This window comes from Pseudomonas sp. PA-7-1E (assembly GCF_021605325.1).
GTDB lineage: Bacteria > Pseudomonadota > Gammaproteobacteria > Pseudomonadales > Pseudomonadaceae > Aquipseudomonas > Aquipseudomonas fluorescens_BV.
Genome location: NZ_WKFA01000010.1, coordinates 123803 through 142412, shown reverse-complemented (window position 1 = coordinate 142412; position 18610 = coordinate 123803). Strand labels below are relative to the sequence as shown.

Sequence of the window (18610 nt, the reverse complement as noted above, 5' to 3'; positions counted from 1 at the left end):
CTTGTTATGCGTCGCCTGTTACTCGCCTGCCTGCTCTTGGGCTCGGTACACGCCTTTGCCTTTGACCGCCTGCAAGTCGAGGGCTACACCTTGCCCAACGGCCTGCAACTGCTGCTCAAACCGGGCACCGAGCGTGGGCATGTCGCTATTCGCCTGGTGGTTGGTGTGGGCCTGGACGACTTCGGTTGCGAAGAAAAAGAGCTGCCGCACTTGTTCGAGCACTTGCTGTTCAGCGGTATCGACGGCGGCGGCGAAGGCGACCTCGAAGACCGCATGCAAGCCCTGGGCGGCGAGTGGAACGCCTACACCAGCAACGCCGACACCACCTTCGTGATCGAGGCGCCCGCGCAGAACCAACGCAAGGTGCTGGACCTGCTGCTGGCAATCCTCACGCGCACGCAACTGACCGACGCCCATATCAATGCCGCCAAGCAAGTGGTGGAGCGCGAAGACGGTGGCCATTATTCACACTTGCAACGCCTGCTGGATCGCCAGGACCTCGGTCACAGCGCCAGCAACCAACTGGCCGTGGAGTTGGGCCTCAAGTGCGCCGAACGCGCCGAGGTCAGCCACCTCACCCGCGACCAGTTGGAGAAGCTGCGCAAAGAATGGTACGCGCCGAACAACATGACCCTGATCGTCGTGGGCGATCTCGACAAACTGCTGCCCGCCTACCTGGAACGCACCTATGGTCAACTCGACCCAGTGGAGCCGAGCGAACATCGCCCCCTCCCGGAAATCCAGCATACCGCCGCCGGCCACCGCGACCTGATCCGCGGCTGGGTGGGCGATGGCGCCAAGCTGCACTGGCTGTTCCCAGAGCCGGTGCTGGACGACCAGCATGATGAAACCTACAACCTGCTCAAGGACTACCTCGACTGGGCGCTTTACCGGCAACTGCGCCTCAAGCACGGTTTGTCCTACGGCCCGTGGGTGGAACGCGAAGTGCTCGGCGGCGTTGGGTTCCTCAGCCTGAATGCCGACCTTGAGCGAGAAAACCTCCCTGAAGCCGAGCAGGTCTTGCAAGACCTCAAGGCCCAGTTGCTCAAGGATGGCCTCGACCCAACGGTATTCACACGCCTGCAACAAGCCGCCATTGCCCGCCAAGCCTGGGCAGTGCAAGGCAACAGCGCACTGGCCGACTATTACTGGAGTGCGGCCGGCGACTACTCCAATGGACGTTTCAGCGACCCGGTCAAACGCATCAAGGCCGTGAGCCTGGCGCAAACCAACCAGGCCATGCGCGAAGCGTTCCAGCAGCCGGGCTACTGGCGCATCGAAAAACCGCTGTTGAGTTATGACGCCTTGACCTGGATCGGTGCGGGCGTACTGGGCCTGATCATCCTTGGTTTGATCGGCCTGAGGCTTTATCGCAAACCTGTTGAGTAATGAGGCGCAGAATATCGGGCCAAGGCGTTATTCTGTCTGAGATTTTTCCCACAACCAGTGAACCGCCCATGCCGAACTTGCCGCCCCTCATCCAGCGCGTTATAGAACTGATCAAGCGCTACCCAGGGGTGATCGCACTCGGCGGTTTCATCTCGGGGGTGGGCAGCTTCATCCTGGTAGACCGCCAGCAGGGCATGGCCAGCTGGATTGCGGTGATCATGCTGGTGAGCTGGTTGTGGCTGATGCTGGAGAACAGTTTTACGCAATTGTTCACCAAGGTCTTCAAACGCGAGATCCCTGAACCGCTGCTGCGCTACGCCACCCAGATGATCCACCAGGAAAGTCTGTTTTTCGTCCTGCCGTTCTTTTTCGTCACCACCGCCTGGAACAGCGGCCAATCGCTGTTCACTGGCCTGCTGGGTGCGGCGGCGCTGGTGTCGATCATCGACCCGCTGTATTACAAATGGCTGGCGCCCAAACGCTCGCTGTTCCTGGCCCTGCACACCCTGACCCTATTCGCCGCGTTGCTGACCGCGCTGCCGATCATCATGCACCTGACCACCGCCCAGAGTTACAAACTGGCGTTGGGCGTGGCCATGGTCCTGTCGATCCCGAGCCTGGCCGTCAGTCTGCCGCTGCGTAGCCTCAAGGGCTGGGCGATGCTGCTGGGGGTAACGGCCGCCATCGGCTGCGCCGGCTGGTTCCTGCGCAGCTGGGTACCGCCCGCCACCCTGTGGATGACCGAAGTCGCCATCAGCACCCAACTGCAAGACCGCACGCCGGGCGACGACCTCAAGCAAGTCACCGCCGCCCAATTGCGCAGTGGTGGGCTGTATGCGTACACCGCGATCAACGCGCCACGCGGGCTGGATGAGCGGATCTACCATGTATGGAAATTCAACGGCCAGGAAGTCGACCGCATTGCCCTGGACATCCATGGTGGGCGCAAGGAGGGCTATCGCGCCTGGACCCACAAGCAGAATTTCCCGGGTGACGCCGTGGGGCGCTGGCAAGTGCAGGTGCTCACCGAAGACGGCCAGGTCATCGGCGTTCTGCGCTTCAAGGTGATAGACACAGCACAAGCGGACAACCCAAAGTAAGCCGGATCGTGCTATTACGTAGCAATTGTGGATAGCCAAACAAGCTCGGAGCTTATGACCACTCGCACGACGGCCGGCGCGGCCCATCTTGATACGTCCAGCACCCCGCCTTCGCTACGGATTACCGGCGACTGGACGCTGGCCCACTACGCACACCTGAAGAAGCTGTCGGCCACACTCGACGGCCAATACGACGCCGGCGCCCGCATTGACCTCAACGGCCTCGGTGCGCTGGATACCGCCGGCGCCTCGCTGCTGGTGGAGCTGCTGGGCCCTGCGCGCATCGAACATTCTGCCGAACAAACTGACTGCACCCTGGCAGCCGCCGACCGTGCACTGCTCAAGACCGTCTACCGCTCCCTGAATGACTTTTGCGTACCGGTCAAAGAGCCGGAAGAGGCCGCCGGCATTCAAGTGTTGGCCCGCATCGGCCGCGCAGTAGACACGGTCTGGCAAGACGCAATGAAGCTGTTGGGCTTTATCGGCCTGATTCTCGAAACCTTCGCCCGCGGTATTTGGCGGCCCAAGCGCTGGCGCCTGACGCCTATGGTCGCCCACATCGAACAGACGGGCCTGGATGCGGCGCCTATCGTCGCGCTGCTGACCTTTCTGGTAGGCGCCGTCGTGGCCTTCCTCGGCGCCACCGTGCTCAAGAGCTTTGGTGCGACGATCTTTACCGTCGACCTGGTGGCCTTCTCCTTCCTGCGTGAATTCGGCGTGTTGCTCACCGCAATCCTCATCGCCGGCCGTACCGCCAGTGCATTCACCGCGCAAATCGGCTCCATGAAAGCCAACGAAGAAATCGACGCCATCCGTACCCTGGGCCTGGACCCCATGGAGCTGTTGGTATTGCCGCGCGTGCTGGCGCTACTGGTGGCGTTGCCGATGCTGACCTTCCTGGCGATGCTCTCGGGGATCGTCGGCGGTGGCGTGGTGTGTGCGGTGGCCCTGGATATTTCGCCGGCGATGTTTCTTTCGCTGCTGCAATCGGACATTGGCGTGCAGCACTTTCTGGTGGGCATGGTGAAGGCGCCGATCTTTGCCTTTTTGATCGCGGCCATTGGCTGCCTGGAAGGTTTCAAAGTCAGCGGCAGTGCCGAGTCAGTCGGCGCGCACACCACATCGAGCGTGGTGCAATCGATCTTTGTAGTGATCGTGCTGGATGCGGTCGCGGCGATGTTTTTCATGGAGATGGGCTGGTGAGTCGTCTACACCGTGCGCCCACTGAGGCGGTGATTGAAGTGCGTGGCTTGTGCAATCGCTTTGGCAGCCAAAGCGTGCATGAGAACCTCGACCTGGATTTGTACAAAGGCGAGATCCTGGCGGTGGTGGGGGGCTCTGGCAGCGGTAAATCCGTGTTGTTGCGCAGCATCGTTGGCCTGCGGCGCCCCAGCGAAGGCGAGGTACGGGTGTTCGGCAAAAACCTGCCGAGCCTGCCTGAACATGAACGCTCACTGGTAGAACGCCGCTTTGGCGTACTGTTCCAGAAGGGCGCGCTGTTTTCCTCGCTGACGGTGACCGAGAACGTGGCTCTGCCATTGATCGAGCACGCCGGCCTCAGCCGCGCCGATGCCGAGCACTTGGCGGCGGTCAAGCTGGCCCTGGCGGGGTTGCCGCTGTCGGCGGCCGACAAATACCCGGCCTCGTTATCCGGCGGCATGATCAAACGTGCCGCCCTGGCCCGCGCACTGGCCTTGGACCCGGACATCCTGTTCCTGGACGAACCCACCGCCGGTCTCGACCCCATTGGCGCGGCGCAATTCGACCAACTGATCCTCACCCTGCGCGATGCGCTGGGCTTGAGTGTGTTCCTGGTCACCCACGACCTCGACACGCTGTACACCATCACCGACCGTGTGGCGGTGCTGGCGCAGAAGAAAGTGCTGGTGGCCGACGCCATCGATGTCGTTTCGGAAACGGACGACGCCTGGATTCACGAATATTTCCACGGCCCCCGGGGCCGCGCGGCATTGGATGCCGCTCAATCGCTCAACGAGGTATGACATGGAAACCCGAGCCCATCATGTGATGATCGGACTGTTCAGCGTAATTGTGGTGGTCGGCGCGATGCTGTTTGGCCTGTGGCTGGCCAAGTCCAGCGTCGATACCGCCTTCCAGGATTACGAAGTGATCTTCAACGAAGCGGTCAGCGGCCTGTCCCAAGGCAGTGCGGTTCAGTACAGCGGCATCAAGGTGGGCGACGTGATCAGCCTGCGTCTGGACCCCAAAGACCCACGCCGAGTCCTGGCGCGCATCCGCCTGGCCGGGCAAACGCCAATCAAGGAAGACACCCAGGCCAAACTGGCCCTGACCGGTATCACCGGCACCTCGATCATCCAGCTCAGTGGGGGCACCCCGCAGAGCCCGGAGCTCAAGGGCAAGGACGGCAACCTGCCGGAAATCATCGCGTCGCCATCGCCTATCGCACGCCTGCTCAATAACAGCAACGACCTGATGACCAGCGTCAACCTGCTGCTGCACAACGCCAACCACCTGTTCTCACGGGAAAACGTCGAACGCCTGAGCAACACCTTGGATAACCTGCAACAAACCACCGGCGCCATTGCCGAGCAACGCGGCGACATCAAGGTGGTGATGCAGCAATTGATGCAGGTGAGCAAACAGGCGGGCGCGGCGCTGGAGCAAACCACCGTGCTGATGCGCAGCGCCAATGGTTTGCTCAGTGAACAAGGCAAGCAAGCCTTCGGCAGCGCCGAGCAGGCGATGAAATCCCTGGAGCAAAGCACCGCCACCATCAATACCTTGCTGACCAATAACCAGGACTCGGTGAACAGCGGCATGCAGGGCCTCAACGAGCTGGCGCCAGCCGTGCGCGAGCTGCGTGAAACCCTCGGCTCGCTGCGCGCCATCTCTCGCCGCCTGGAAGCCAACCCCAGCGGTTACCTGCTGGGCAGTGACAAGAACAAGGAGTTCACGCCATGAAGCGTGCTTACCACATGATCGTCCCCATGGCCCTGGCACTGGTCAGCGCGTGCTCGATCCTGCCCAAGCCGGACCCATCGGACGTGTACCGCCTGGCGTCCGCCCAACCGGCCAGCCAAGGCACGCCGGTGAGTTGGTCGCTGCGCGTGACCAAGCCGCAGACCAGCGAGTTTCTCGATAGCCCGCGCATCGCCGTAGTGCCAGATGGCAACTTGATCAGCAACTACGCGAATTCACGCTGGAGCGACCCGGCGCCGGTGCTGCTGCGTAATCGCCTGCTGGATGGCTTCCAGCGCGACGGGCGCGTGACGCTGTTGAGTACCGACGAGACCAACCTGCAAGCCGACTATGAACTGGGCGGGCAGTTGCAGGCGTTTCAGAGTGAGTATCGAGGCAAAGCGGTGGAGGTGGTGATTCGCCTCGACGCGCGATTGGTGCGTGGGCGTGATCAAAGGATTATCGCCAGCCGCCGGTTTGAAGTGAGGCAGCCGGTGAGTGACGCCAAGGTGCCAGCGGTGGTGGCTGCTTTTGGCCAGGCTGGGGATCAGCTGAATAAGCAGGTGGTGGATTGGGTAGTCAGCCAGGGCAATACCGCTCTGAAACCTTGAAGGCCTCATCGCAGGCAAGCCAGCTCCCACATTTTACTGCGTTCACACATCAAACTGTGGGAGCTGGCTTGCCTGCGATAACGATTGTGGCCTTAACCAAAAAACCAGTAGCACACCGAAATAGCCGCGACCACACCAGCAAACTCCGCGAACAACGCACATCCCACCGCATGCCGCGCCCGCTGGATGCCTACCGAGCCGAAGTACACGGCCAGCACATAAAACGTGGTTTCAGTACTGCCCTGTATCGTCGCCGCCACCAACGCCGCAAAGCTGTCCACACCCTGGGTCTGCATGGTCTCGATCAGCATCGCCCGCGCCGCGCTGCCGGAGAACGGCTTGACCATTGCGGTCGGCAGAGCGTCGACAAAGCGCGTATCCAGGCCAGTCCAGGCAACCACATGGCGAATCCCTTCCAGGCCGAACTCCAAGGCGCCCGAGGCACGCAACACGCCAACCGCACACAGCATCGCCACCAGATAGGGCAGTAGGTTCTTGGCTACGTCGAAGCCTTCCTTGGCGCCTTCGACGAATGCCTCGTACACCTTGACCTTGCGCAACGCGCCGATCACCAGAAACAGCATGATCAAGCCAAACAGCGTGAGGTTGCCCAGGATCGACGACAAACCGGCCAGCGCTGTGGCAGACAGGGTCGCCAGCAGCGCCATGAAGCCGCCCAGTACCAGCGCGCCGGGGATCAGATAGGCCAGCACCACCGGGTCCCACAAACGCAGGCGCTGCATCACCGCCACCGACAGCAGGCCCACCAGCGTCGAGGCGCTGGTGGCCAGCAGGATCGGCAGGAACACCAGCGTCGGGTCCGCAGCGCCTTGCTGGGCGCGGTACATGAAGATGGTCACCGGCAACAGCGTCAGCGAGGACGCGTTGAGCACCAGGAACAGGATCTGAGCGTTGGTCGCCGTATTGGGGATGGGGTTGAGCTCTTGCAGCGCCTTCATGGCTTTCAGGCCGATGGGCGTGGCGGCGTTGTCCAGGCCCAGGCCGTTGGCGGCAAAGTTGAGGGTGATCAAACCGATCGCGGGGTGCCCGGCGGGCACTTCCGGCATCAGGCGGCGAAACAGCGGGCCGAGGGCCTTGGCCAGCCAATCGACGATCCCGGCTTTTTCGGCAATCCGCAGAAAGCCCAGCCATAACGTCAGGGTACCGAACAGCAGCACCATGACTTCCACCGACAATTTGGCCATGGCGAAAATGCTTTCGACCATCGCCGCGAAGATCCCGGCGTTACCGCCCACCAGCCATTGCGCCAGTGCTGACACCATTGCCACGACAAAGAAGCCAAGCCACAGGCCATTGAGCATCAGATAAGTCCCCCGAAAGATGGGGCGAATGATAACGGGGCTGGCAGAAACGACAAACCCCGGAATTTCCCGGGGTTTGTTTTCGATCAATCTGCAATCAGCTACGGGTGGCTTGTGCCGTAGGCAGGGCTTCCTTGCTGCGCCAGTGCGGCAGGGAATTCCAGTAGCGCTCGCCCTTGGCGTCGTCGTACATGCCTTCCCAACGGGAGATAACCAGTACGGCCAAGGCATTGCCGATCACGTTCAGGGCGGTACGCGCCATGTCCATCACACGGTCGACACCGGCGATAAACGCCAAGCCTTCCAGTGGGATGCCCACGCTGCCCAGCGTCGCCAACAACACCACGAAGGACACGCCCGGCACGCCGGCGATACCTTTGGAGGTCACCATCAGGGTCAGTACCAGCATCAGTTGCTGGCCGATCGACAGGTCAATGCCATACAGCTGGGCAATGAAGATGGCCGCGATGCTCTGGTACAGGGTCGAACCGTCGAGGTTGAACGAATAGCCGGTCGGCACCACGAAGCTGCAGATCGCTTTCGGCGCGCCGTAGGCTTCCATCTTCTCGATCACACGCGGCAGCACGGTTTCGGAGCTGGCGGTGGAGTAAGCCAATACCAACTCATCTTTGAAGATGCGGATCAGCTTGAGGATCGAGAAGCCAAACAGGCGTGCGATCAAACCCAGGACCGCGAAGGCGAAGAACAGGATCGCGACGTAAACCAGGATCACCAGCTTGGCCAGCGGCAGCAGCGAGGCGAAGCCGAAGTTGGCGACCGTCACCGCGATCAGTGCAAATACACCGATAGGGGCGTACTTCATGATCATGTGGGTGACTTTGAACATGCTCTCGGACACGCCCTGGAACATGGTCACCAGCGGTTCGCGCAGTTCAGGCTTGAGGCTCGACAGGCCCAGGCCGAACAACACCGAGAAGAAGATGATCGGCAGCATCTCGCCTCGGGCGACTGCGGCGAAGATGTTCGAGGGGATCAGGTTGAGGATGGTCTCGATGAACGCATGTTCATGCTGCACTTCGGCGGCAGTCGCCTGGTACTTGGAGATATCGACGGTACCCAGGGTACTCATGTCGATGCCAGCGCCTGGGTGGAACAGGTTGGCGAGCAACAGGCCCACCACGATGGCGATGGTGGTGACGATTTCGAAGTAGAGGATGGTTTTGACGCCGATACGACCGAGCTTTTTCGCGTCGCCTACACCGGCAATGCCGACGATCAGCGAAGAAATCACAATCGGGATCACGATCATCTTGATCAGGCGGATAAAGATATCGCCCGCCGGCTGCAACACATTGCTGATCCACCAGGCCTTTTCAGCACTGAAATGGTTGAGCACGGCACCGATTGCAATGCCCAGTACCAAACCGATGAGGATCTGCCAGGCGAGGCTTAGCTTTGCCTTCTTCATGTCATTACCCTTGCTTCAAGTGGACTTACGGCAAATGCGCCAGCTGCAACGCTCGAAAGCGAAAAAGTGTGTGCATCTGCCTCCATGGAAGGTCACCGCAGCGTGGCCGAAATGGCTTACTGGCAGGCGAAAAAAGGCGCAACTATTCCCATGCAAGGGAGCGACGTCTAATGCCGTAAACGCCTACCCTATGCCGAATCGGCATGGCTTTTTTTGAAAATATTTGTCCAAACGGTCAGTTCGTATCCGCCATTCGAGCGGGTGAATATGCCGTTAAGCAGCCAAATCAGGCTCGCGCAGAGATACTGGACGACTTCGATTGGCTGACAGAAATGTCTGAGAAATCCATCACCTAGGGCCGGAAAGATCCTATAGCGCGATTGAAAAATTCTCGATAGATGGTCACGCCGACATACCCAGTAATGGTTGGCCAGACGCAAAAAAACAAAACTGCGGCTATAGGCGGCATGAAACGCGGGAATGAGAGTCATAAGCCCGCCGCAAGTTCAGCAAGCTTGAGGTCTTGTGAACTTGCGTCGCAGCTTTTCGCCTGACCCGGCCCTTGCGCAGGTACTCCCTGTACCCGTAGGTCACGCCGATCCTGATCGATCAGAGCAACCCGGCCCCCTGGTCATGCATCACTCAAGGAGCGATGCAAACAGAAAGAAGCACAAGGGCTTCCTTCTATGGACGCCGGCTCCGTCAGACGGAACCTAGTACCAATTCGGATCTTTCTTGAGCTGTTCCATCAGCAGCTTTTGCATACCCTCGTCCGGCTTACCGAGGAAACGGTAATCGGCGTGCCGTGTCGGGGACTTGTCCGCTGGCAAACCCGCCGGGACTTCCACCAACATGGCGTAGGCATCTTCCTTGTCGAGGCTGAAGGCAACGATCAGGCGCTTGTTCAGGCAGGTGTCTGCGGTTTCACAAAGCGGCCCGACCAAGTACTTGTCGCCATCTTCCTCAACGGCATTCATTTGCTCGGCCGTGCCCGACAGGTTCATCACCCATTCGGGCAGGCGTTCCTCTTTCTTCACCACGTCTTGCCAGGTTTCACGGTACTGCGGATCCGCGCTGAGCAATTCGTTAGCCCGGGATTGGCCGTCGTTGGCGGCCATGGCCAGGCCGCTGCCGCCAAACAGCAGGGCGGTAGCAAGGGCTTTAAAAGGCAGGCTGACCATATTCAACCTCGGCCTTTGCGACCAAAGAAGAACGAAGCGATAAACATCACCAGGAAGACCACAAACAGGATCTTGGCGATGCCGGTGGCGGTGCCAGCGATACCACCGAAGCCCAGGACTGCGGCCACAATGGCGATGATCAGAAATGTGATTGCCCAACTCAACATGGTGATTCTCCTTATGCTTCTATAGGGGTAACAGCGGTGATACCGTGCAGCCGCTCAACACGAGCGACATTTTTTACCTAGAACACCCAACGGTCATGGGCCGGCAGTTCGTCCAGAGTGGAACCCTGGTCTACCAGGCTCAATTGCGGGGCAGTCACATCGGCGCTGGCGCTGCCAATGGAACGAAAATGGGTCTGGGTCATGACAGGACGTTCAAATTGCGGGGCTGGCTGCGCACGCTCCTGCCAATGCTGCAACTGCTGGCCGGCAATCAACGTGACCATCAAGGCCAGGCTGGCGAACAGGCCCTGCTGCAAGCGCAGCGGCGATACACGCAATTGGCTGAGGCTTTGGCGAGTCATGCTGCATTACTCCCGCATTCTGATTATTCGTTCATGACGCTCTTGGGGGAGATATTGCAGAGTGCATGCCAGCTTTATTGCAAAATAAAACACAATAAAATCAAGCACTTACACTTGCTTGATAGATTCGTCGCCTAGCATCCTGCACGATGCCTCCTTGCAGGCCGTGCGAAATGCACGATGACCAGTGGGCGGAACCAGACACCTGGCGCGCACATCGAAGGATCGAAGAGCAACAAGTCCTGAAAATGTCCGCAAACCACGTCTGTAGGAAGGCGCGCAGATAGCTGCACGAAGAAGCCTTTTATGAATCAGAATAAACCATGCAACTTGCCCGATTATTCCGGGACTAAACACCATCACATTTATAGTTAAGGAGTGCGGGACAGATGGATTCAGCCAAGGAACTTCAAGGCCGCATTCTTTTAGTGGATGACGAATCCGCGATCCTGCGCACCTTCCGCTATTGCCTGGAAGATGAGGGCTACACCGTCGCCACCGCGAACAGCGCCGCCCAGGCCGATGCCCTGATGCAGCGTCAGGTGTTCGACCTGTGCTTCCTCGACCTGCGCCTGGGCGAGGACAATGGCCTGGACGTGCTGGCCCAGATGCGCGTGCAGGCTCCGTGGATGCGCGTGGTGATTGTGACCGCCCATTCGGCCGTGGATACCGCCGTGGACGCCATCCAGGCTGGCGCCGCCGACTACCTGGTCAAGCCTTGCAGCCCCGACCAACTGCGCCTGGCCACGGCCAAACAGCTGGAGGTGCGTCAGCTCTCTGCGCGGCTGGAAGCGCTGGAAGGCGAGGTGCGCCAGCCCAAAGACGGCCTGGACTCCCATAGCCCGGCCATGATGGTGGTGTTGGAAACCGCGCGGCAGGTGGCCGGGACGGACGCCAATATCTTGATTCTCGGCGAGTCCGGCACCGGTAAAGGTGAGTTGGCTCGGGCGATACACGGCTGGAGCAAGCGCTCGAAGAAGTCCTGCGTGACCATCAACTGCCCGTCACTGACCGCCGAACTGATGGAAAGCGAACTGTTCGGCCATAGCCGCGGCGCATTCACCGGCGCCAGTGAAAGCACCCTGGGCCGAGTGAACCAGGCGGACGGCGGTACGCTGTTTCTCGACGAGATCGGCGATTTCCCCCTCACGTTGCAACCCAAGTTGCTGCGGTTTATCCAAGACAAAGAGTATGAGCGCGTGGGCGACCCGGTCACCCGCCGCGCTGACGTGCGCATCCTCGCAGCCACCAACCTGAACCTGGAAGACATGGTGCGCGATGGCCGTTTCCGTGAAGACTTGCTCTACCGCCTGAATGTCATCACCTTGCACCTGCCCCCGCTGCGCGAACGCAGTGAAGACATCCTGACCCTGGCTGACCGCTTCCTTGCCCGCTTCGTCAAGGAATACGCACGCCCGGCGCGCGGCTTCAGCGATAATGCCCGCGAAGCGCTACTGAACTACCGCTGGCCCGGCAATATTCGTGAACTGCGCAACGTAGTGGAACGCGCCAGCATCATCTGCCCCCAGGAGAAGGTTGAGATCAGCCACCTGGGGATGGCTGAGCAACCGGCCAACAATGCACCGCGTATCGGGTCGGCTTTGAGCCTTGACGAGCTGGAGAAAGCCCATATCGGCGCCGTACTTGCGACCAGCGACACACTGGACCAAGCGGCCCGCACACTCGGCATCGATGCGTCGACGCTGTACCGCAAACGCAAGCAGTACAACCTTTGAACAGGACCTTATGAAGCTCGCGATGAAACTGCGCACCCGGTTATTCCTGAGCATCTCAGCCTTGATTACCGTGGCTTTGCTGGGGTTGGTCCTGGGCTTGGTCAGCGTCATGCAAATGGCCAAGACCCAGGAATCGCTGATCCGAAGTAATTTCATCACCCTGGACCTGGGGCTCAAATTGCGTCAGAGCCTGGGTGACCAGTTGATCATGATGCTGGAGAAGCGTCCCGACCCAGACGCCCTGCAAGCCTCCACGCAGCATTATTTCGATCTGTTGGACCAGGGCATCGCCCATGAGCAGGTCGACGGCAAAAACCATGGCTTCAGCCAGGCACGCTCGGATTACCAGAATCTGCTCAAGGCGTTTGACCAATCCCAGCAGACATCACCGCCTGCGGGCAGCAAGGAAAAGCTCACCGAGACCTTCAACATACTGCGCAACGGCTTGATCGCCGACCACAAGCGGGCCCTGGAAAATATCAGTACCAGTGAGCATAAATCCCGTGAGCGCGCCCTGTTGATAGCGGGCCTGCTCGGGCTGGTAGGGCTCGCGGTGCTGATCATCGGTTTCGTCACGGCCCATGGCATCGCCCGGCGTTTCGGTGGTCCCATCGAGGCCCTGGCCAAGGCCGCCGACAAGATCGGGCAGGGCGACTTTGAAGTCACGCTGCCGATCTCCTCCGCAGCGGAAATGAACCTGCTGACCCGCCGTTTCGGCATCATGGCCGAAGCGTTGCGCCAACATCAGGCCACTAACATCGATGAACTGCTGGCCGGCCAACAGCGCCTGCAAGCGGTGCTCGACAGTATCGATGACGGCCTGTTGATGATTGATCGCCAAGGCTGCCTGGAGCACCTCAACCCTGTAGCGCAGCGCCAATTGGGCTGGGATGAGGAGCGGCTGGGTCAAGGCCTTGGTGAAGCCATGGGTCGTGCGGAAATGGATGAACAGCTGCAACTGGTGCTGCGCGGCGGCAACCTGGAGCGGGCCCCGGACGATCTGGAGGTGGAAGTCGAGGGTGAGTTGCGCCTGCTGACCTACAGCCTGACCCCGGTTAGCCATACACAGGGGCACATTCTCGGGGCCGTGATGGTGCTGCATGATGTGACTGAACAGCGCGCCTTCGAACGGGTGCGCAGCGAGTTCGTATTGCGCGCCTCCCATGAGCTGCGCACGCCGGTTACCGGCATGCACATGGCCTTCGGCTTGTTCCGAGAGCGGGCCAAGTTCCCACCGGACTCCCGCGAGGCGGACCTGCTGGATACGGTGAATGAAGAAATGCAGCGCCTGATGCAGTTGATCAACGACCTGCTCAACTTTTCGCGCTACCAGAACGGCCTGCAGAAACTCACCCTGGGCACGTGCGATGTCACCGACTTGCTGGAGCACGCACGGGCTCGGTTTGCTGAGCCTGCGAACGCCCAGCACATTGAGTTGCTGGTAGAAGCTCAACCTGAGTTGCCAAGGCTGTATGCCGACCAAGTGCAACTGGAGCGGGTGCTCGACAACCTGTTGGGCAATGCCCTGCGCCACACCGCCGAAGGCGGGCAGATTCGCCTGCAGGCACGACGGCATGGCGAGCGGGTGATTATCAGCGTCGAGGACAACGGCGAAGGCATTGCCTACGGCCAGCAAGGGCGGATCTTCGAACCCTTTGTACAGGTGGGCCGCAAGAAGGGCGGTGCGGGCCTGGGCTTGGCACTGTGCAAGGAAATCGTGCAATTGCACGGCGGCCGCATGGGTGTGTACTCGCGGCCAGGGCAGGGTACGCAGTTCTATATGGCATTGCCCCTGTAGGAGCGAGCTTGCTCGCTCCTACCTGTACACCATCAGCGGTGATTCAAGGCCTTCAGGATCGCGGCGCTTTCAGCGTCTGGGGTGCCGTCAAACAATGACGGGCGAAAGCGCATCTGGAACGCAGCGATGACGTGCCTTGTGGCCACATCCAGCTCACCGGTCTGCGGCGTCTGGTAGCCCAGGCGCGCCAGCTCTTCCTGGAACCAGGTAATGCTCGGCAACTGCGCGGCGTACTGCACCTGGAACCGGGCCACTGCCTGGGCATCCGGCCACACGGCCAGACCTTCTGCCGCCAAGCGTTTCCAAGGGAACAACGGGCCTGGGTCCAGCTTGCGCAGTGGGGCAATGTCGCTGTGCCCGATGATGTTCTTGGGGTCGATGCCATTGCGCTTGCTGATGTCCTTGAGCAGCACGATCAGCGACTGCACCTGCGCTTCGGAATACGGGTACCACACACGCCCCGTCGGCGTATCACTGAACCCTGGGTTGACGATCTCGATGCCGATGGAGCTGGAATTGAGCCAGGTGCGCCCCATCCACTCGCTTTCCCCGGCGTGCCAGGCGCGCTGGCTTTCATCCACCAGCTTGTAGATGGTGCCGGAGGCGTCGTCGCCGATCAGGTAATGGCTGCTGACCTGGCCATGGGTCAACAGCGCCAGGGAACGTTCAAGGTTGGTCGAGGTGTAATGCACCACAACGAACTGCACGCGGTTGTCGTGGTTGACCGAAGGATGGCTGGTGTTCAGGCGCGGGCCGCTGGCGCAGCCGGCAAGCAGAAGAAACGCTAAAGCGATATACAAGGATTTCATGGCGAGAGGCATTACACTGAAAGACGATAATGCAACAGTGTAACGTAAGGTTCATGGCTAGGCGGTCAAATCACAAAATGGAACATCTTTTATGCCGCCTGCACCTGATTACGTCCCGCAGCCTTTGCCCTGTAGAGCGCCTCGTCGGCACGCTTGAGCGCCAGGTCACTGCGCTCGCCGGCCTGAAACTGCGCCACGCCCATGGACACCGTGATCGTTACCGGCTCGCCCTTGAAGTGGAACGGGCACGCTGCAATGGCCTCACGCAATACTTCACCTACGGCCAGGGCATCCGCCAGGGCTGAGTCGGGCATGAGCAGCACAAACTCTTCACCACCAAACCGCGCGATGAAGTCAGTCGGCCGCAGGCGTTTGCTCAGCACGTTGGCGATAATCTTCAAGACCTTGTCCCCTGCCAGGTGACCGTAGCCGTCGTTGATGCGCTTGAAGTGGTCCAGGTCGAGCATGGCCAGCGACAGGCTGTTACCACGCTGATGCCAGGCGTTGACCTCGTAATCGAGGCGTTCGCTCCACGCCGCACGGTTGGGCAGGCCGGTGAGCGGATCGATCAAGGCCTTCTGGCGCTGCACCTCCAGGTGCTCGCGGTAGCCCTGGGCCTCCTGCTCCATATGGGCCACGCGTTCAGCCAGGCCTTTGAGGCGTGCGGCCACTTCCTGTTCGCGCAGGTCACGCTGTTGCTGGTGTTCGTCCATGGTGCCGAGCAAGCCTTCAAGGTGGCTTTCGAGCACCTGCTTGAGGCTGTCCAGGTCGGCGGCGTCCTGCACGCTGCTTTGCAGGCCGTCCACCTGCTCGCGAATCTGTGTGTCCAACTCCCGCGCGGCCAGGCTGCTGTCGGCGTGGCCGTCGCTGGCGACCTGCAAATGCCCTTGGAATGCCTCGAGACGCTCGTTGAGCTGCTTGAGATAAGCCTCGAACTCATGCTGGCCACTGTCGGTGACCGCCAGCATCAGCACGGCCAGGTCATCCAGGATCGGCAGCAGTTCGTACCAATTCAAACCATGGGCGAGACGCTCACGCATCGCCTCGGCCTGGGGCTGGTGACGTTCGGGCAGGGAAAGATCTTCCAGCAGGCCGAGCAAAGTGCCTTCAATGTGCTTGGCCACCGAGCTGTAGGACGGTTCAGGCGAATCGGGCAGGGCGTAGGTGCCGTCCGGTTGCAGCTCGTCAGGCTCGGGGCTTTCCAGCACGGGCGGCAGCGACAGGCTGCCGATGGTGGTCTCATCCGGCGTTTCGACTGGAGCCGGCGGCGGTTCGATAAAGGCAGCGAGTGCGCTTTCGTGAGCGGGCTCCGCAACCGGTGGCGCCTGCACGTCGGGCTCCGGTAATTGCGCAGGCGCAATCGACGGCAGCTCTGGAGCGTCGAATACCGGCGTTTCTCTAGCGACCTCTTGCCCTTCGGCCGCGGCAACAGGCGCAGCCTTCAAGGCCACGGGTGTGGGTGACAGCGGTGCAAAGGCACGCAAGGCTTGGGTCAGCTCTTCCGATTGCGCAGGTTCTTCCGGTTCGGGTGCGGGTTTGGGCGCTGCAGGCTTTGGCGCTGCCAATTGCATTGCCGGCAGTGGCTCAGCGTCAACCGGCAATGCTTCACTGGCGGCCTCCTTACTACCGAACAGGCGTTGCAACAGGCCCGGGCCTGGGCGTGCGGTATCGCCTTCAGGCTCCAGATTATTCAGCGCCTGCCCCTGCAGGCTGCTCAGCTCACTGAGTAGCAGGGGTATCTCCCGCGCTTGTGCCACGCGACCATCGAGTTGCTTGGCGAAGGTTTTCAGCGGGCGAGCCACCTCGCGGGGCAACGGCAGCTTTTGCAACTGGGTGACCAAGGCGGTGAGCGCGGTGCTGATCTGGTCGACACGGGTTTCGCGGCGCTGCTCCGAATCCAGCACGGCCTTTTCCAGGCGTGGCAGTAAAGCGGCGAGGGCAGCGTCCATGTCGTCCGTGCGCACGACATCGCGCATTTCCTTCATGCATTGATCGACGGCGCGGTCGGTGCCTTCAGCGGCCAGCGTGCTGCGCACCAGCCCGCGGCGCAGCAAATCGAGGCGGGCAGCCCAGCGGCGTTCGAGTTTGTCTTGTTGCTCGATGCTCTGGAGGTATTTCTCTTTCCAGCGCTGGGCGTCGTCGCTCATGCAAGGGGTCCGCGAGGGCCTGGGCTCAACGCGGGTAATGCATCAGCCGTGAGCGAACCCGGCAGACGAATCTCTACCGCGACCGGCAGGTGATCGGAAATGGGCTGCGCTAGCACCTGCACACTTTCCAGTGTGAGGCTTGGGCTGAGCAGGATATGGTCAAGACAGCGCTGCGGGCGCCAGCTGGGAAACGTGGCTTCGACTTGCGGGGCCAGTAACCCCAGGTCGCGCAGCGGAGAATTCTGCAGCAGGTCGTTGGCATGGGTGTTCATGTCACCCATGAGCACCTGGTGCTTGTAGTTACCAATCAATTCACGCACGTAGGCCAGTTGCAGGTTGCGCGTACGCCCCCCGAGGGCCAGGTGCATCATCACCACCACCAAGGCTTCCGGGCCTTCGCCAAAACGCACAAGGATCGCCCCGCGCCCTTTGGGGCCTGGCAAGGGATGATCTTCAATAGCCGTGGGTTTGAGGCGGCTGAGTACGCCATTGCTGTGCTGCGCCAGGCGCCCCAGGTTGCGGTTGAGTTGCTGATACCAGTACGGGAAGGCGCCCAGCTGAGCCAGGTGTTCCACCTGGTTGATATAGCCGGAGCGCAGGCTGCCGCCGTCGGCTTCCTGCAGGGCGACCAAGTCGAAGTCGCTGAGCAGGTCGCCGATTTTCTGCAGGTTACCGGTACGCCCCTTGTGGGGCAGCAGGTGCTGCCAGCCACGCGTGAGGTAGTGCCGATACTTCTCGGTACTGTTGCCCACCTGGATATTGAAGCTGAGCAGGCGCAAGCGGCTGTCTGCCGGCAGGCCTGTGGACTCCAGGTGATGCTCGTTGACCTGCGGTTCATGCAGGCCAACGACACGCTCGGTACCCCAGCGGCGCATGGCGAGCCCCTTACTTGGCAGCGCGTTCTTTGGCAATCAGTTGGTCAGCAACGTTCAGGGTCGCTTCAGGACCACCGGTGCTGCCCAGGTCGAAACGGTATTTGCCGTTGACGATCAGAGTTGGAACGCCTTGCACGCCGTACTTCTGCGCGAGTTCCTTGGCCTGTTTGATCTGGCCCTGGATAGCGAAGGAGTTAAAGGTCGCGAGGAACTTGTCCTTGTCGACACCTTGAGTAGCAACGAAGTCAGCCATTTCGTCCGGCTTGGTCAGGCGCTTGCCTTGTTTCTGGATCGCTTCGAAGACAGCGTTGTGGACCTTGTGCTCAACACCCATGGCTTCCAGGGTCAGGAACAGTTGGCCGTGGGCGTCCCATGGGCCACCGAACATGGCAGGAATGCGACGGAAGTTAACGTCCTTGGGCAGCTTTTCAGCCCATGGGTTGATAGTCGGCTCGAAGGCGTAGCAATGCGGGCAGCCGTACCAGAACAGCTCCACCACCTCGATCTTGCCGGGTACCGCAACCGGAACCGGGTTAGCCAGTTCAACATAGGTTTTACCGGCTTCAAGCGGCACATCGGCAGCTTGAGCGGTCATGCCGAAGAGGCTGGCAGTGACGAGAGCGGCGCTGAGGATCAGATTACGCATGCTTTACTCCTGGACAAATAAAGTCGCCTCACGCGACCTTTGTTGTGACAGGTCTACGCGGACATGAGTTCGTTAGTGTAACGGCAGCGGCCACAAAA

At 60.6% G+C, this 18610-nt stretch carries 17 protein-coding genes; 8 read left to right on the top strand and 9 right to left on the bottom strand.

The genetic code is table 11. The features are described 5' to 3' along the window. Positions 1-6 precede the first annotated feature (6 nt). The 6 genes from GIW79_RS09575 to GIW79_RS09550 all read left to right on the top strand — a co-directional run bounded on the left by GIW79_RS09575 (position 7) and on the right by GIW79_RS09550 (position 6040). A complete protein-coding gene (locus GIW79_RS09575; RefSeq protein WP_060763820.1) occupies positions 7-1389 on the top strand; it encodes a M16 family metallopeptidase in 1383 nt (460 codons plus the stop codon). A 68-nt stretch (positions 1390-1457) separates the two neighbouring features. Next, entirely contained in the window at positions 1458-2489 is a 1032-nt protein-coding gene (locus GIW79_RS09570; protein ID WP_236282046.1) for a DUF5924 family protein, read from the top strand. A 54-nt stretch (positions 2490-2543) separates the two neighbouring features. After that, positions 2544-3692 carry an ABC transporter permease gene (locus GIW79_RS09565; RefSeq protein ID WP_060772785.1) on the top strand — a complete coding sequence of 383 codons (1149 nt, stop codon included), beginning with the start codon at positions 2544-2546 and terminating at the stop codon, positions 3690-3692. Beyond that, positions 3689-4492 (top strand): ABC transporter ATP-binding protein, encoded by an 804-nt coding sequence (locus tag GIW79_RS09560; RefSeq protein ID WP_014716351.1) that lies wholly within the window; start codon positions 3689-3691, stop codon positions 4490-4492. The genes GIW79_RS09565 and GIW79_RS09560 overlap by 4 nt, the downstream gene beginning before the upstream one ends. A gap of 1 nt (position 4493) precedes the next feature. Then, a complete protein-coding gene (locus tag GIW79_RS09555; RefSeq protein ID WP_003187394.1) occupies positions 4494-5432 on the top strand; it encodes an MlaD family protein in 939 nt (312 codons plus the stop codon). Further along, complete coding sequence (locus tag GIW79_RS09550; protein WP_070415401.1) at positions 5429-6040, top strand: ABC-type transport auxiliary lipoprotein family protein; 612 nt, start codon at positions 5429-5431, stop codon at positions 6038-6040. Before GIW79_RS09555 ends, GIW79_RS09550 begins: the two co-directional genes overlap by 4 nt. Positions 6041-6132: 92 nt before the next feature. Here GIW79_RS09550 and GIW79_RS09545 read toward each other — a convergent pair whose 3' ends face one another. The 5 genes from GIW79_RS09545 to GIW79_RS09525 form a co-directional block, all read right to left on the bottom strand. Further along, complete coding sequence (locus GIW79_RS09545; protein WP_054897227.1) at positions 6133-7362, bottom strand: nucleoside recognition domain-containing protein; 1230 nt, start codon at positions 7360-7362, stop codon at positions 6133-6135. Positions 7363-7459: 97 nt separating this feature from the next. Then, a complete protein-coding gene (gltP, locus tag GIW79_RS09540; RefSeq protein ID WP_003187390.1) occupies positions 7460-8791 on the bottom strand; it encodes a glutamate/aspartate:proton symporter GltP in 1332 nt (443 codons plus the stop codon). A gap of 713 nt (positions 8792-9504) precedes the next feature. After that, positions 9505-9972, bottom strand: coding sequence for an inhibitor of vertebrate lysozyme family protein (locus GIW79_RS09535; RefSeq protein WP_236453079.1), 468 nt, complete (start codon positions 9970-9972; stop codon positions 9505-9507). Positions 9973-9974: 2 nt separating this feature from the next. Continuing rightward, on the bottom strand, positions 9975-10139 hold the full coding sequence (locus tag GIW79_RS09530) for a DUF1328 domain-containing protein (RefSeq protein WP_003187386.1): 165 nt from the start codon (positions 10137-10139) through the stop codon (positions 9975-9977). 77 nt (positions 10140-10216) lie between these two features. Continuing rightward, complete coding sequence (locus GIW79_RS09525) at positions 10217-10501, bottom strand: hypothetical protein (protein ID WP_020301400.1); 285 nt, start codon at positions 10499-10501, stop codon at positions 10217-10219. A gap of 389 nt (positions 10502-10890) precedes the next feature. Here GIW79_RS09525 and algB point away from each other — a divergent pair, with 389 nt between their 5' ends. Together algB and GIW79_RS09515 are read left to right on the top strand one after the other, a co-directional pair. After that, complete coding sequence (gene algB, locus GIW79_RS09520) at positions 10891-12237, top strand: sigma-54-dependent response regulator transcription factor AlgB (RefSeq protein WP_034129241.1); 1347 nt, start codon at positions 10891-10893, stop codon at positions 12235-12237. A 10-nt stretch (positions 12238-12247) separates the two neighbouring features. Continuing rightward, positions 12248-14035, top strand: a complete 1788-nt coding sequence (locus tag GIW79_RS09515; RefSeq protein WP_054920898.1) for an ATP-binding protein — start codon at positions 12248-12250, stop codon at positions 14033-14035. A gap of 32 nt (positions 14036-14067) precedes the next feature. Here GIW79_RS09515 and GIW79_RS09510 read toward each other — a convergent pair whose 3' ends face one another. The 4 genes from GIW79_RS09510 to dsbA all read right to left on the bottom strand — a co-directional run bounded on the left by GIW79_RS09510 (position 14068) and on the right by dsbA (position 18512). After that, the gene (locus GIW79_RS09510) at positions 14068-14844 is read right to left on the bottom strand and encodes an N-acetylmuramoyl-L-alanine amidase (protein ID WP_054920901.1); all 777 of its coding nucleotides are present in this window, start codon (positions 14842-14844) and stop codon (positions 14068-14070) included. An 89-nt stretch (positions 14845-14933) separates the two neighbouring features. Continuing rightward, on the bottom strand, positions 14934-16991 hold the full coding sequence (locus tag GIW79_RS09505; RefSeq protein WP_198791743.1) for a GGDEF domain-containing protein: 2058 nt from the start codon (positions 16989-16991) through the stop codon (positions 14934-14936). Further along, positions 16988-17866: an endonuclease/exonuclease/phosphatase family protein gene (locus GIW79_RS09500; RefSeq protein WP_003187377.1), complete on the bottom strand. Its 879-nt coding sequence runs from the start codon at positions 17864-17866 to the stop codon at positions 16988-16990. The genes GIW79_RS09505 and GIW79_RS09500 overlap by 4 nt, the downstream gene beginning before the upstream one ends. Positions 17867-17876: 10 nt before the next feature. Continuing rightward, entirely contained in the window at positions 17877-18512 is a 636-nt protein-coding gene (gene dsbA / locus GIW79_RS09495) for a thiol:disulfide interchange protein DsbA (protein ID WP_003187375.1), read from the bottom strand. Positions 18513-18610: the final 98 nt, after the last annotated feature.

Coding starts and splice junctions, on each gene's coding strand:
- GIW79_RS09575 (WP_060763820.1), top strand. CDS start 7: ATGCGTCGCCTGTTACTCGCCTGCCTGCTCTTGGGCTCGGTACACGCC.
- GIW79_RS09570 (WP_236282046.1), top strand. CDS start 1,458: ATGCCGAACTTGCCGCCCCTCATCCAGCGCGTTATAGAACTGATCAAG.
- GIW79_RS09565 (WP_060772785.1), top strand. CDS start 2,544: ATGACCACTCGCACGACGGCCGGCGCGGCCCATCTTGATACGTCCAGC.
- GIW79_RS09555 (WP_003187394.1), top strand. CDS start 4,494: ATGGAAACCCGAGCCCATCATGTGATGATCGGACTGTTCAGCGTAATT.
- GIW79_RS09550 (WP_070415401.1), top strand. CDS start 5,429: ATGAAGCGTGCTTACCACATGATCGTCCCCATGGCCCTGGCACTGGTC.
- GIW79_RS09545 (WP_054897227.1), bottom strand. CDS start 7,362: ATGCTCAATGGCCTGTGGCTTGGCTTCTTTGTCGTGGCAATGGTGTCA.
- gltP (WP_003187390.1), bottom strand. CDS start 8,791: ATGAAGAAGGCAAAGCTAAGCCTCGCCTGGCAGATCCTCATCGGTTTG.
- GIW79_RS09535 (WP_236453079.1), bottom strand. CDS start 9,972: ATGGTCAGCCTGCCTTTTAAAGCCCTTGCTACCGCCCTGCTGTTTGGC.
- GIW79_RS09530 (WP_003187386.1), bottom strand. CDS start 10,139: ATGTTGAGTTGGGCAATCACATTTCTGATCATCGCCATTGTGGCCGCA.
- GIW79_RS09525 (WP_020301400.1), bottom strand. CDS start 10,501: ATGACTCGCCAAAGCCTCAGCCAATTGCGTGTATCGCCGCTGCGCTTG.
- algB (WP_034129241.1), top strand. CDS start 10,891: ATGGATTCAGCCAAGGAACTTCAAGGCCGCATTCTTTTAGTGGATGAC.
- GIW79_RS09515 (WP_054920898.1), top strand. CDS start 12,248: ATGAAGCTCGCGATGAAACTGCGCACCCGGTTATTCCTGAGCATCTCA.
- GIW79_RS09510 (WP_054920901.1), bottom strand. CDS start 14,844: ATGAAATCCTTGTATATCGCTTTAGCGTTTCTTCTGCTTGCCGGCTGC.
- GIW79_RS09505 (WP_198791743.1), bottom strand. CDS start 16,991: ATGAGCGACGACGCCCAGCGCTGGAAAGAGAAATACCTCCAGAGCATC.
- GIW79_RS09500 (WP_003187377.1), bottom strand. CDS start 17,866: ATGCGCCGCTGGGGTACCGAGCGTGTCGTTGGCCTGCATGAACCGCAG.
- dsbA (WP_003187375.1), bottom strand. CDS start 18,512: ATGCGTAATCTGATCCTCAGCGCCGCTCTCGTCACTGCCAGCCTCTTC.